The following is a 12,882-nucleotide window of genomic DNA, read 5'->3' on the forward strand; positions in this document are numbered from 1 at the left end:
CGATACCCACCCCACCTGCTCGGCTCGACCGAATTACAGGTAGCGGACGGCGATCGACGCGAACACCTCCGAGTCGGTGCCCGGCCGCCGGAACAGGTTGCGCAGCCCCTGGATCGCGGTGTCGCGCGGGTCGAGCCCGGCCGACTCGATCGTCTCCGACCAGCGGTCGTCGTCGCCGCACGCGTCGAGCAGCTCCGCCAGGATCGTGCGCCGCGCCGCCACCTCCTCGCCCCGATGCGCGCCGAGCGCGTCGAGCAGCCACGGCCAGCGCACCATCAGCTCCACGAACCGGGCCATCTCGATGCTGTGCTTCTCGATCGCGCTGAGGCTGCTGCTGAGGTAGCCGGTGCGGTAGTCGAGGACCATGTAGAAGCGCCACAGGTTGATGAAGGCCTTGGTCTGGCGGGGGTTGCGGGCCGGCAGGGTGAGCACGGCGGTGCGCAGCGCCAGGCGTACCGGCGGGAGTTTTTCGAGTCTCTCGGCGAGCTGGACCCCGGCGGCGCCGTCGCCGCCGACGTCGAGATCGAGCTCCCCGTCGGCGAGCCGCGCGGCCTTGCGCTCGGCGCGCGTGGCCGGTTTCGGCGGGGTGGAGACCGGGCTGGGGCTGATCGGCGGCGCGGTCGTCGGCGGGTGGTGGCCGTTGGTGGAGTCGAGCAGCCGGTCGAGGTAGGTCGAGATCGCCTGGTCGCGGACGCGCGGCAGCCGGATCGGCAGGTCCAGGATCTTCTCCATGAACCGCCAGCCGGTGTGCTGCAGGTGGCCGAAGCTCGACGGGTCGTCGTTGGCGCGCCGACGGATCGAGTCATAGACCGTCTCCAGCTGCGCCGCGACGGTCGCCGGGTCGAGGGCGATGACGAAGTGGCACGGCCCGAAGGCCTTGTTGAGGAAGAGGTTGACCGCCTCGACGGTGTCGGCGACGATCGGCGGCCCGCAGCGGTCGAGGTCGTCGATGAGGATGACGACGGGCGAGCGCCGGGTGGCGAGGTCGAGCACCTCGCCCACGTCGTGCTGGAGCATGTAGAGGTAGCCGCGCTGGCCCGACTCCATCGGGTCGCGGGTCGCCTTCCACTCGCTGTCGCCGTGGTGCGCCGCGGAGACGCCGTGCGCGGTGGGCCGGTTGAGCACGCCGGGCGCCATCCAGCTGCGCACCTTGCTGAAGCTCGACATGGTGATGTTGGCGAGAAATCCCAGCACCGTCAGGATGATCACGGCGGAGGAACCGATCAGCGCGGTCAGGTCCAGCGTCCGGACGGCGGTGACCGCCATCGCCGAGACCGCGACGACCACGATGACCGTGGCGATGAGAGCCACGACCATTCCCAGGAGGGTACGCGGGATGTAGCTGGCCAGGATCCGTTTGCGCATCGATGCGGGGTCGGTGCGGCGCAGGTTGAGGTCGAACCAGAGCCGCTCGCGCTGCGGTGCCGGGAGCCGGTCGGTGATGCCGGTCAGGATCTCCCGGGTGAGGCCGGCCCAGACCTGCTCGGGTGTCTCGTACATCCAGGGGTTGAACCAGATCGTGATCGCCGACGGCGCCGTCAGATCGGTGCGGGGGCGCATCTCGTAGCCCAGGGACTGCTTGCCCGGCGGCTTCTGCACCTGCCGCCACGCCCACGCCCGGGTCAGCCGGGTGCGGACCGGTCCGCCCCAGAGCCGGCGCCGGATCCGGCCGGGGATGTCCTTGCCGATGGGGACGAGCTCGTGGGTGTGCTCGGCGAGGTCGCCCTGGCCCTGCGCGTGGTCGGGATCGGCGCCCGCCGTCGGGTCGAGCCGGTAGCGCAGCTGCCGCAGCACGCTGGACTTGCCCTGGCCCCACGGCGCGTGCACGCCGATCACGACGGGCGGCTTCGTGCTCGACGACATCAGCACGTCGTGGATCGTCTCGACGAGCTCGGCCCGCGACAGCGAGTCGATGTCGGTCGGCTGGTCCTGCAGCAGGATCGACGCGGGGTGGACCTCGGCACCGATGGAGCCGCCGGACCGCAGCAGGCTGCCGGTGGCGATCGGCCAGATCCGGACCAGGCCGTCGTCGTTGGCGGCGAAGACCGCCGGGACGTTGATGGTCCCGCCGCTGCTCAGCGGGGCGAATCCGACCTCGGCGATGCCCATCGAGCGCACGGTCGAGTTGCCGCAGCGGGCCGGTTTGCCCACGAGGGCGCCGTCGATCTGCCAGACCAGGATCTGGCCGTCGTCGCAGCCGCCGAAGATCAGCACGTCGTCGCCGATGCGGGCGGCGGCGAGCGCCGATACCTGCGTACTGGAGTGGGTGTAGCGGAAGCTCGACGTGATCGCGCCCGCGACCGGGTCGATGATGTCGATGACGCAGGTCTCGCCGTGCGGGCGGGCGGTGATGACGAGGTGGCGGTTGCCGTCGAAGACCTCGCAGGCGGCCGAGACCTGGATGGTGGAGACGGTGTGCAGCGTCGTCGAGGCGAGGGCGGAGATGACCCGGACACCCCGGTTGGAGGCGACCGTGAGCAGGGTGTCCTCGCCCGCCGGGGTCGCCACGATCGCGTTGACGGCGCCCGCGTCGGCGGCGAGGATCGTGGGTCCGCCGCTGGTGAGCGGGCACATCCGGACCGTGCCGTCGGCGCTGCCGCTGGCGGCGTACTGGGTGCCGCGCATCAGGAAGGTGGTGAGCGCCCACACCTCGCCCTGGTGGCCCAGCGGCAGCTCGCGGCGCAGGTCCCCGGTGAGCGGGTCCCAGTCGATCACCCGCCGGTCGGCGCCGCCGCTGATCAGGTGCGGGTCCAGGGCGTTGCCCGCCGAGGCGAGCGAGCGCACGGTGCTGATGTGTCCGTGCATGTCGATCACCGGCGCGGTCGAGCCGGCATCGGGGCCCAGGACGTGCACCATCTGGTCCACCCCGGCGCACGCGATGTAGGCGCCGTCCGGGGTGACGCCGGACGCGGCGACCCAGGCGGTGCCGTTGGCGCGGTAGAGGTCCCGGCCGGTCCGGTCGCTGATCGCGTCGGTCCGCAGCTGGGTCACCTCGACACCGCCGTGCATGTCGCCGGAGGCGATCACCATGCCGCCGTCGGCGGTGACGGCGGACGCCAGCGACCACGCCTCGCCGAGGTGCTGCACGAGCGGCCGCATCGGCTTCTCGGTCGAGCCGTCGAACCGCCACAGGGCCACGGCACCGTTGGCGGCCGCGGTGACGAGCATCGGCACTTCGCCGTCGTTGATGCTGCTCAGGCGGCGTACGGTGGCGCCGACGGTGAGGGTGCGGGCCAGCAGCAGTCCGTTGCCCTGGATCGGCCGCCACATCCGCACCGTGCCGTCGGCGGAGCCGCTCGCCACGGCGTAGTCCGAGCCGGGGCCGTCGATGGCGATGAGCGACCAGATCTGCCCGGTGTGCGCCCGGGTCTGCCGGGATGTCGGGCCGTCGCCGGGGTCGCCGAGGTCCCACACCGCGAGCGACTCGTCGCTGTATGCGCAGGCGAGCCACTGCGAGTCGAACGCCCGGTAGATGCAGAGCTTGTAGCCGCGGGCCGTGCCGAGACCCGCCGACTGGGGAAGCTGCGTGACCCGCCCGGCGGCGGTCCAGATCGCGACGCCGCCGTCGTGGATCGCCGCGACGTCGTTGGTCCCGTCGTCGTGCAGGACGATGCCCAGGTCGGAGACCTCGCCATTGCCGACGTCGACGGTGGTGACCGGTTCGCCCGTGTCCGGCTCGAAGATCCGGATCCGGCCGTCGGCGCAGCCGACCAGCAGGTGGTCGTTGTCCTCGTCGATGGGAAGAGCCTCGACAGAGGTCGCGTTGACGGGCAGGCTGATCACGTGCTGGACTTCGCGATTGCGGACCCGCCGCAGCTCCACGCCGTTGCTGCGGGCGACCGCGAGGAGCAGCTCACCACGGGTGCGGACGAGCTTCATGTGGGCGGCGGCCCCACCGAGCCTTGCTTCCTCCGGCATGCGCTCTCCCCGTGATCCATGGTGTGTGGCACAGCTGCGGTACGTTCTGGCGAAGCAATACGTGAATATCATGTCCTATTAGTGCGATGAGTGTCCGATTGGCGACGGTGAGGTTAAGGCGTATCCCTCATCGGGACGAGGTGTTGGGTAAGTGAAGGTCAAGACGACAACCGCACGACGGCGCCGCAAGGTGGACATTGTGGACGAAGCACCCTCGGTGGCGGAGCCGCCGCCGCTGTTCCGGCGCGTGCTCGCCAGGCTGGAGTTCCTGGACTGGCTCGCCATCGGCCTGCTGGTCGCGGGCGGGCTCGCCGTCGCCACGGGGGCGCTGCCCACCAGCGTCTCCTCGGTGACGCTGGAGCGGATCGCGCCGCTGCTCGCCTTCCTCGCCGCCGTCATCGTGCTCGCGGAGCTCACCGCGCAGGCCGAGGTCTTCGACGTCATCGCCAGCCGGATCACCATCTGGGCCGGCGGCAGCAACGTCGTGCTCTTCGGCCTGTGCCTGGGATTCGCCGCGCTCACCACGATCTTCCTCAACCTGGACACGACGGCGGTGCTGCTGACGCCGGTGATGCTGGCGACGGCCTATCGCGCCGGGGTGGACCGGCTGCCGCTGGCGATGACGACCGTGTGGCTCGCCAACACCGCGAGCCTGCTGCTGCCCGTCTCCAACCTGACCAACCTGCTCGCCGCCGACCGGATCGGCCTGCGCCCGCTGGAGTTCGCGGCCCGGATGGCGCTGCCGCAGGTCGCGGCGCTCGTCGTCGTCGCCGTCTGCCTGTGGGTCTTCTACTGGCGGCACAACGCCAAGCGCTACACGCCGCCCGCCCCGCACACGCCGAGCCACCGCAACCTCTTCATCGTGGCCTCGATCAGCTGCCTCGTCTTCATCGTCGGCATCCTGGTCGGCTGGGCGATCTGGGCCATCGCCGCCGTCTGCGCGGCCGTGCTCGTCGTCGCGTTCGCCGTCTGGGACCGCACACACCTGCGGTGGAGCCTGATCCCGTGGCGGCTGCTCGCCTTCGTGACCGGGCTCTTCCTCGTCGTCGACACGATCTTCGAGTGGGGCCTGTCGCACGTGATGACGGCGCTCATCGGCACCGATCCCGGCGCATCCGGGGTGTGGCGGGCCGCGACCACCGGCGGGGTGCTCTCCAACCTGCTCAACAACCTGCCGACCTATCTCACCGGCGAGCACGTCATCCCGGTTGCCAACGGCGATCAGCTCTTCGGGCTGCTCATCGGCACCAACGTCGGTCCGCTGATCACGCCGTGGGCGTCGCTGGCGACCCTGCTCTGGCTGGAGCGCTGCCGCTCCGCCGGTGTCGAGATCAAGTGGGGCCGCTTCCTGGCCACGGGCGCCATCACCGCCGTGGCTGTCCTGGTCGCGAGCATCGCCAGCCTGCTCTACCTCTAGCCACCGCTCAAGATCGTCGCAACTCTTCAAGAGTTGTGCTTAAGGCCTGGCGGCCTGAAGCAACAACTCTTGAAGAGTTGCGACGATCTTGAGTCAGAGGTCGAGGATGTCGTCGTCGGGGAGTTCGCGGCGGGCCTCGTCGCCGAGGTAGGTGGCGAGCACCGCGTGGTACTTCCCCGCCTCCGCGACCGCGTGCGCCAGGCCCTGTTCGATCGAGGCCGCGGCGACCGCGAGCACGTCGTCGGCGAGCAGCGGCAGCAGGATCGTCGGCCCGTCGGGCGTGGTGGCGAGCTCGATGAGCCGACCGCGGTCACCGCCCCGGCTCTGCCGCACGGCGGCGACGAGGCACAACGCCGGTACGCCGGTGACGTCACCGTCCTCCGCCACGGTGGCGATCAGCTCGCCCACGGCGACGGACCGCAGATCGGCGGCGGCGTAGGCGAGCAGCGCGGACGTGTCGAGGATCAGCCGGACGCTCACGCGGCTTCGGCGCGGGCCCGGCGGCGGGCCTCGAGGTCGAGCAGGCGCGTCTTGGCGGCGGCGACGCCCTGGTCGGTGACCGGGATGCCGTGGCGGCTGAGCATGTCGCGGGTGGTGTCGCGGCGGCGGCGGAGCTTGATCGCCTCGGCGATGTAGGCCGACGCGTTCTCCACGTGATCGAGGTGCTCGGCGACATCGTCGGGGAGACTGATGCTCAACTTCCTGGTCATACCGGGGAGTGTAGACCGGTCGCATAAGATCATCAAAGGGCCTTCCGTGAATTGCCTGCTCAGCCGACGTGTCGCTCATAAGGTGGCGGGATGAGCGCGAACACGGGGTTGCCGGGTCGACTGGGATCCGTCGTCATGGACGGTGAACTCCCACGCCGGGAGGAGATCGCCACGATCTTCGACGAGCTGGACTACCAGCTCGCCACGCAGGCGTACCTCTGGGCGCTGCCGCTCGTCTCCTACGCGCAGTGGAGCGCGGTGCACCGGGACACCTTCGGGGCGGGGCCGGGCGACCTGGTCCACTACTCCGGGTACGCCGACCGGCTGGGGATCATCACGGCGAACGCGACCACGCCGTACATCCTGAACTTCTTCGACCTCGCCGAGACCGGGCCGCTCGTGATCGAGCTGCCCGCCGGGCCGACCGCGGGCGGGGTCTCCGACTTCTGGCAGCGCGAGTTCGGCGTGCTCGGCGAGATGGGTCCCGACCGGGGCGAGGGCGGCAAGCACCTGATCGTGCCGCCGGGTGAGCAGCCGCCCGCCGACATCGCGGGCTACCACGTGCTCACCTCGACCGGGATGAACATCATGTTCGGCTTCCGGACGCTGGATCCCGATCCGGCCAGGTCGAAGGCGCTCGTCGACGGCGTGCGCATCTATCCCTACGCGCGGCGCGACGACCCGCCGCCGACCCGGATCGTCGCGCCGGACGGCAAGCGGTGGTCGGGCGGCCAGCCCCGGGGCATCGACTACTGGGCCAGGCTGCACGAGATCTACCAGTCGGAGATCGTCGACGAGCGGGACCGGTTCCACCTCGCGATGCTGCACCAGCTCGGCATCGAGAAGGGCAGGCCCTTCGCGCCCGACGAGCGGCTCACCTGCATCCTCACCGAGGCCTCGGCGGCGGGGGAGCTGATCGCCCAGGCCAACAGCTTCGCCAAGCGGTTCCCGGGTGCCCGATGGTGGCCGGACCGGAGCTGGGACCACGTGCTGCAGCTGGAGAACTCCGCCCAGCGCGCGGAGCACTACGACGAGCTGCTGGAGCGGGCGGCCTGGTTCTACGAGGCGGTGACCTTCTCGGCGGCGATGAACAGCCAGACGCCCGGGCTGGGCCAGGCCTACCTGGGCGCCTATACCGACGCCGCCGGGGCGTGGCTCGACGGCGGCAGGGACTACACCCTGCACGTCCCCGCCGATCCGCCGGCGAAGAACTTCTGGTCGATCACCGTCTATGACGCGGCGACCCGGTGCCTCATCGACAACCCGCAGGCGCGAGGCGATCGCGGCTCCCGGGACGCGGAGCTGCTGCGCAACGACGACGGCTCGGTCGATCTGCACTTCGGGCCGCAGGCCCCGGCGGGGCGGGAGGCCAACTGGGTGCAGACGCTGCCGGGGAAGCACTGGTTCAGCTATTTCCGCCTCTACGGTCCGCTGGAGCCCTACTTCGAGAAGAGCTGGAAGCTCGGCGACATCACCGCGGTATGAGACCTGGTTCACCGGCCAGATCGGTTGTGCACAATTCAATTGGATGCAACCATCGAGTGGTGGATGACGAACTGAAGCTGCGCCACCAGGTGTGCTTCGCGCTCTATGCGGCCTCCCGGGCGGTCACCGCCCGCTACCGGCCCATCCTCGACCGGCTCGGCCTGACCTACCCGCAGTATGCGGCGCTGCTCGTGCTCTGGGAGCACGGCGACACCAGCGTCAAGGAGCTCGGCTCCGCGCTCATGCTCGACTCCGGCACCCTGTCTCCGCTGCTCAAGCGGCTGGAGGCGGCGGGGTTCGTGACCCGCACCCGCAGCAGCGCCGACGAGCGCTCCGTCGTCGTCGGGCTCACCGACGCCGGGCGCGGCCTGAAGGCGCAGGCGGTCGGCGTACCGGGCGAATTGGCCCACGCGACCGGCCTCGCGCCGACCGACCTCGCCGCACTCCGCGACACCCTGGCCGCCCTCACCGCGGCCCTGACCGAAGGGAAAGACCTGTGAAGATCTTCTACACCGCCTCCGCCACCGCGACCGGCGACGGCCGCGACGGCAAGGTCCGCTCGTCCGACGGCAACATCGACCTGGCCCTCGCCGTCCCCACCGAGATGGGCGGCGCCGGTGGTGCGACCAACCCGGAGCAGCTCTTCGCCTCGGGCTACGCGGCCTGCTTCCACTCGGCGCTGCGCCGCGTCGCGCAGACGGCCAAGGCCGATGTGGAGGGTTCGCAGGTCACCGCCGAGGTCGGCATCGGTGCGTCCGGCGGCGGCGCCTTCGGCCTCGCCGTGACCCTGCGCGTCGCGCTGCCCGGCGTCGACGCCGACACCGCGGCCGCGCTGATGGCGCGGGCCCACGAGGTCTGCCCCTACTCCAACGCCACCCGCGGCAACATCGATGTCCACCTTCAGCTTGTCTGACCTGGGAGCGACCGTGACGAAGACCCGTGAGATCCACCTCGCCGCCCGCCCGAACGGCGCGCCGACCCCCGACGACTTCGCCCTCGTCGAGGTCGACCTGCCGCAGCTCGGCCCCGGCCAGGTGCTGCTGCGCAACCTGGTGATGTCGGTCGATCCCTATATGCGCGGCCGGATGAACGACGTGAAGTCCTACGTCCCGCCGTTCCAGCTCGACGCGGTCCTCGACGGCGGTGCGATCGGCGAGGTCGTCGAGTCGCACCACCCCTCGCTCGTCCCCGGCGACGTGGTCCTGCACGGCCTCGGCTGGCGCGACCACGCGATCACCGAAGCCGCCCGGGTCCGCAAGGTCGACCCGTCCCTGGGTGCCTCGTCCTACCTGGGCGCGCTCGGCATGCCGGGGCTCACCGCCTATGTCGGCCTGCTCGACATCGCCGCGATGAAGCCGGGCGACACCGTCTTCATCTCCGGCGCCGCGGGTGCCGTCGGCAGCCTCGCCGGACAGATCGCCAAGCAGCGCGGTGCCGCGCGCGTCATCGGCAGCGCCGGCTCCGCGGCGAAGGTGGAGCGGCTCACCGGCACGCTCGGCTTCGACGCCGCGTTCAACTACAAGGACGCGCCGGTACGCGACCAGCTGCGCACCGCCGCACCCGACGGCATCGACGTCTACTTCGACAATGTCGGGGGAGACCACCTGGAGGCGGCGATCTCCGCCCTCAACGTCAACGGCCGGGTGGCTCTCTGCGGCGCCGTCGCGCAGTACAACGCGACCGACGCGACCCCCGGTCCGCGCAACCTGGCGCTCGCCGTCGGCAAGCGGCTGACGCTGCGGGGCTTCATCGTCAGCGACCACAATGGACGGATGGGCGACTTCCTCGCCGAGATGGCGCCGTGGCTCGCCTCGGGTGCGGTGCGCTTCGACGAGACCGTCGTGGAGGGCCTGGAGAACGCGCCGTCGGCCCTGATCGGGCTGCTCAACGGTGAGAACACCGGCAAGATGATCGTCCGCCTCTGATCCTTCGCCGTTCACCGATCGGCCGCGACTCCGCTTCCCGGGGCCGCGGCCGATCGGCGTCGACGGCCACGGTCGTGATCTCGGCCACGGCGTCCACCGGAGGGTGGCGGTGGCCAGGCATGATCGGTCCGTGACGCTCGCCGCGGTGCTCTTCGACATGGACGGAACCCTGGTCAACTCCGAGCCGCTCTGGGAGGAGACCCTCCACGAGCTAGCCGCGGAGTACGGCGGGACGCTCAGCGACGCCGCCCGCTTCTCGATGGTCGGCACCGACATGGTGACCTCGATGACGATCCTGCACGCCGACCTCGGGCAGCCGTGGCGCGACATCGCCGCCAGCGGACTGCGCATCACCGAGCTCACCGAGCGCCTCTTCGCCCGCGGCCTGCCGTGGCGGCCCGGGGCACGGGAGCTGCTCGCCGAGTGCCGGGCCGCCGGGCTGCCGCTGGCGCTGGTCACCTCCACCGAGCGCCGCCTGGTCGAGGTGGCGCTGGAGACGCTCGGCCGGGACACCTTCGCGGTCGTGGTCTGCGGCGACGAGGTGGGCGGCCACACGAAGCCGCATCCGGCGCCCTACCTGCGCGCGGCGGAACTGCTCGGGGTCGACGTCACCCGCTGCGTGGCGATCGAGGACTCACCGGCGGGGGTGCGCAGCGCGGTGGCGGCGGGGGCGGCGGTTCTCGGCGTACCCGGCGATGTGGTCTTGGCTCCGGAGCTGGGCGCGACGCTCGCGCCCAGCTTGACCGGCGTCGATCTGGCGTTTCTACGCCGACTTCTGGCAGAGGATCTCGCCGTGCAGGATGGTGAACCAGCCGTCCTCGGCGGTCGACCACGCCCGCCAGCCCTCGGATAACCGCGCCAGGTCCGCCTCGCTCGCCTCGCCCGCGCTCAGGGCCTGACGGGCCATGTCGGAGTGCACGATGCGGTCCGCCCACATGCCGCCCCACCAGGTCCGGGTCTCGTCGTCGGCGTAACACCACGTCGACGCGGTCGCCTCGACCTCGGTGAAGCCCGCCGCCCGCGCCCAGGAGAGCAGCCGCCGCCCGGCGTCGGGCTCGCCGCCGTTGGACCGGGCGATGCGCTGGTAGAGCGCCATCCACTCGTCGAGCTCGGGCAGCTGCGGGAACCAGGCGAACGCGGCGTAGTCGCTGTCGCGGGCCGCGACGATCCCGCCGGGCTTGACGACGCGCCGCATCTCGCGCAGCGCCCGGACCGGGTCCGCGACGTGCTGGAGCACCTGATGGGCGTGGACGACGTCGAAGGTGTCGTCGGGGAAGTCGAGCGCGTGCACGTCGGCGACGGCGAAGTCGACCGTCTCGACACCGTGCTTCGCGGCCTCGGCGCGGGTGAGCGCGAGCGCCTCCTCGGTCACCTCGGCGGCGGTGACCCGGCCCGGCGCGACCAGCGCGGCGAGGTCCAGGGTGATCGTGCCCGGCCCGCAGCCGACATCCAGCAGCGACAGGCCCGGCTTCAGCGACGGCAGGAGGTAGGCGGCGGAGTTGGCCGCGGTCCGCCAGCGGTGGGACCTCAGGACCGACTCGTGGTGTCCATGCGTATAGCGCGTCATGAGCTGGAACGCTATCAGCGCTTCTCGTATCGTAGGAAAATTGTATCGAATAATGAGACACCGTTGGGCGCGAAAAAGGGGGGACCCGGATCCCCCCTTTGTGGAACGCGGTCAGCTGTGGCAGTTGCAGCCGCCGCCGCTGTCGTGCGAGTGGGCCTCGCCGACGAGGGTGAGGGTCTTCGGCGCGGTCGCCGGTGCCGGGTAGTCCGGCGCGGCCGGGTACTTGTCGTGGTGCAGGAACCGGCCGATCTCGGTGCCCTGCTCCTGGCGGCCCAGCGGCGTCAGGTCCAGCAGGTGGTAGGTGCCCAGCGGCATCTCCGGCCCGCGCCCATAGGTCGAGTAGGTGTGCAGCACCGCGTCGCCGTCGCGGGTGAAGACGCTGATGCCGTGCTGCTCGCCGGCCTCGTGGTAGAAGAAGCCCTTCGCCTGCAGCGTCGCGAGGTCCTGGTAGTTGTAGTTGACCGGGGTGACCGCGGGGTCCATCGTCACGCCGAAGTCGTAGTTGAACGACGTGCCGTAGGACGACAGCCACGGGAAGTCCCAGCCCATCCGGGCCTTGAACGCCTGGATCTTCGCGAACGGCGCGCGGGAGACCGCCACCAGCGAGGTGTCGCGCTGGTGCAGGTGGCCCAGCGGAGCCAGGTGGTCCACGAAGAACGAGCAGCTGGTGCAGCCCTCTTCCCAGGCCGGGTCGAACATGAAGTGGTAGATGATGAGCTGGCTGCGCCCCGCGAAGAGGTCGATCAGCCGGGTGTCGCCGTTCGGGCCGTCGAAGACATAGTCCGTCTCGACCTTCACCGCCGGCAGTTCGCGGCGAGCGGCGTTCAGCTCGTCGCGCAGGCGGGTGAGCTCCTTCTCCTTCTCCAGTAGGTCGAGCCGAGCGGCGAGCCACTCTTCCCGGGACACAACGGCGGTGTTCTCCATGTCGCACTCCTTCTTCAAACGGGCTGCGACATAGATGCTAATCGACTTATGGTCATTGGTCAGTATCTAATTTTAAACTCACCGCTGACCTGCTATTTCTTGCCCAACGCCTCGGCGAGGAGATCCAGGAACGCCGGACCTGGCCGCTCCGGCTCCAGGATCAGGTCATCGATGCCGAGCCCGTCGAAGGCGGCGATCGCGGCGGCGAGCGACTCCGGGTCGGTCTGGTCGGCGAGCATCCCGACGGTGACCCGCAGCGACGAGTGCTCCCGGCCCGCCGCGTCCAGGGCGGCACGCAGGTTGCCGAGGCGCTCGTGCAGCCGCTCGTCCGGCGCCCGGTGCCAGGCCGTGTTCCAGGCGTCGGCGTCGCGGGCCACGAGCCCGAGCATCCGGGGGCCCTGCCCGGCGATGAGCAGCGGGATCCGCCTGGTCGGCGCCGGCAGCAGGATCGCGCCGTCGACCTCGTGGAAGCGGCCCTTCACCGTCACCTCGTCGCCGCGCAGCAGCCCGGAGATGATCTCCAGCGCCTCGGCGAACCGGGTCCCGCGGTGATCGGTGGGGAAGCCGAAGTCGGTGTACTCCCGGTCGTACCACCCCGCGCCGATGCCGAGCGTGATCCGGCCGCCGCTGATCTCGTCGGCGGTCACCGCCATCTTCGCCAGCAGTCCCGGGCTGCGGAACGAGACGCAGGTGACGAGCTGCCCCAGCTCCACCCGGGTCGTCACGGCGGCGAGCGCGCTCTGCAGCGTCCAGGCCTCGTACATCGGCTCGGGCGGGTCGGCCTTGGCGTAGAGGTGGTCGAAGAGCCAGATCGAGTCGACCCCGACGCCCTCGGCGTGCTGGGCGAGGTCGCGGATCGCGGGCCACCCCGGCATCTCCCTGGCCGGGCCGGACTTGAAGATCGGGATCGTCACACCGATGCGCATGGGGTGCACG

At 70.8% G+C, this 12,882-nt stretch carries 12 protein-coding genes; 6 read left to right on the top strand and 6 right to left on the bottom strand.

Annotation, left to right across the window (positions count from 1 at the left end; translation table 11 throughout):
* Positions 1–33: 33 nt before the first annotated feature.
* On the bottom strand, positions 34–3,918 hold the full coding sequence (locus F4553_RS35820) for a P-loop NTPase fold protein (protein WP_184845442.1): 3,885 nt from the start codon (positions 3,916–3,918) through the stop codon (positions 34–36).
* Between the two features lie 199 nt (positions 3,919–4,117).
* Here F4553_RS35820 and F4553_RS35825 point away from each other — a divergent pair, with 199 nt between their 5' ends.
* On the top strand, positions 4,118–5,335 hold the full coding sequence (locus F4553_RS35825) for an SLC13 family permease (protein ID WP_312875519.1): 1,218 nt from the start codon (positions 4,118–4,120) through the stop codon (positions 5,333–5,335).
* 93 nt (positions 5,336–5,428) lie between these two features.
* On the opposite strand, the gene F4553_RS35830 is transcribed toward F4553_RS35825, so the two are convergent.
* Both F4553_RS35830 and F4553_RS35835 read right to left on the bottom strand, forming a co-directional pair.
* The gene (locus F4553_RS35830) at positions 5,429–5,815 is read right to left on the bottom strand and encodes a hypothetical protein (protein ID WP_184845444.1); all 387 of its coding nucleotides are present in this window, start codon (positions 5,813–5,815) and stop codon (positions 5,429–5,431) included.
* The gene (locus F4553_RS35835) at positions 5,812–6,045 is read right to left on the bottom strand and encodes a hypothetical protein (RefSeq protein ID WP_184845445.1); all 234 of its coding nucleotides are present in this window, start codon (positions 6,043–6,045) and stop codon (positions 5,812–5,814) included. Before F4553_RS35835 ends, F4553_RS35830 begins: the two co-directional genes overlap by 4 nt.
* A gap of 90 nt (positions 6,046–6,135) precedes the next feature.
* On the opposite strand from F4553_RS35835, the gene F4553_RS35840 reads away from it, so the two are divergent.
* The 5 genes from F4553_RS35840 to F4553_RS35860 all read left to right on the top strand — a co-directional run bounded on the left by F4553_RS35840 (position 6,136) and on the right by F4553_RS35860 (position 10,308).
* Complete coding sequence (locus F4553_RS35840) at positions 6,136–7,530, top strand: DUF1254 domain-containing protein (protein WP_184845447.1); 1,395 nt, start codon at positions 6,136–6,138, stop codon at positions 7,528–7,530.
* Between the two features lie 59 nt (positions 7,531–7,589).
* Positions 7,590–8,030 (top strand): MarR family winged helix-turn-helix transcriptional regulator, encoded by a 441-nt coding sequence (locus F4553_RS35845; protein WP_184845449.1) that lies wholly within the window; start codon positions 7,590–7,592, stop codon positions 8,028–8,030.
* Positions 8,027–8,443, top strand: coding sequence for an organic hydroperoxide resistance protein (locus tag F4553_RS35850; protein ID WP_184845451.1), 417 nt, complete (start codon positions 8,027–8,029; stop codon positions 8,441–8,443). The genes F4553_RS35845 and F4553_RS35850 overlap by 4 nt, the downstream gene beginning before the upstream one ends.
* Entirely contained in the window at positions 8,421–9,455 is a 1,035-nt protein-coding gene (locus F4553_RS35855; RefSeq protein WP_184845453.1) for an NADP-dependent oxidoreductase, read from the top strand. The genes F4553_RS35850 and F4553_RS35855 overlap by 23 nt, the downstream gene beginning before the upstream one ends.
* A 145-nt stretch (positions 9,456–9,600) precedes the next feature.
* On the top strand, positions 9,601–10,308 hold the full coding sequence (locus F4553_RS35860) for an HAD family hydrolase (protein ID WP_184847355.1): 708 nt from the start codon (positions 9,601–9,603) through the stop codon (positions 10,306–10,308).
* Here F4553_RS35860 and F4553_RS35865 read toward each other — a convergent pair.
* The 3 genes from F4553_RS35865 to F4553_RS35875 form a co-directional block, all read right to left on the bottom strand.
* Positions 10,219–11,022 carry a methyltransferase domain-containing protein gene (locus F4553_RS35865; RefSeq protein WP_184845455.1) on the bottom strand — a complete coding sequence of 268 codons (804 nt, stop codon included), beginning with the start codon at positions 11,020–11,022 and terminating at the stop codon, positions 10,219–10,221. The genes F4553_RS35860 and F4553_RS35865 overlap by 90 nt on opposite strands.
* Positions 11,023–11,133: 111 nt before the next feature.
* Positions 11,134–11,946 (bottom strand): DUF899 domain-containing protein, encoded by an 813-nt coding sequence (locus F4553_RS35870; protein ID WP_184845457.1) that lies wholly within the window; start codon positions 11,944–11,946, stop codon positions 11,134–11,136.
* Between the two features lie 92 nt (positions 11,947–12,038).
* Positions 12,039–12,872, bottom strand: coding sequence for an LLM class flavin-dependent oxidoreductase (locus F4553_RS35875; protein ID WP_184845459.1), 834 nt, complete (start codon positions 12,870–12,872; stop codon positions 12,039–12,041).
* Between the last annotated feature and the right edge of the window lie 10 nt (positions 12,873–12,882).

Origin of the sequence: Allocatelliglobosispora scoriae (assembly GCF_014204945.1) — a bacterium.
Taxonomy (GTDB): Bacteria; Actinomycetota; Actinomycetes; order Mycobacteriales; family Micromonosporaceae; genus Allocatelliglobosispora; species Allocatelliglobosispora scoriae.

What these genes read in the sequence shown, in the direction of transcription:
- F4553_RS35835 (WP_184845445.1), bottom strand. Translation starts at nt 6,045, where the DNA reads ATGACCAGGAAGTTGAGCATCAGTCTCCCCGACGATGTCGCCGAGCAC.
- F4553_RS35820 (WP_184845442.1), bottom strand. Translation starts at nt 3,918, where the DNA reads ATGCCGGAGGAAGCAAGGCTCGGTGGGGCCGCCGCCCACATGAAGCTC.
- F4553_RS35855 (WP_184845453.1), top strand. Translation starts at nt 8,421, where the DNA reads ATGTCCACCTTCAGCTTGTCTGACCTGGGAGCGACCGTGACGAAGACC.
- F4553_RS35865 (WP_184845455.1), bottom strand. Translation starts at nt 11,022, where the DNA reads ATGACGCGCTATACGCATGGACACCACGAGTCGGTCCTGAGGTCCCAC.
- F4553_RS35840 (WP_184845447.1), top strand. Translation starts at nt 6,136, where the DNA reads ATGAGCGCGAACACGGGGTTGCCGGGTCGACTGGGATCCGTCGTCATG.
- F4553_RS35875 (WP_184845459.1), bottom strand. Translation starts at nt 12,872, where the DNA reads ATGCGCATCGGTGTGACGATCCCGATCTTCAAGTCCGGCCCGGCCAGG.
- F4553_RS35870 (WP_184845457.1), bottom strand. Translation starts at nt 11,946, where the DNA reads ATGGAGAACACCGCCGTTGTGTCCCGGGAAGAGTGGCTCGCCGCTCGG.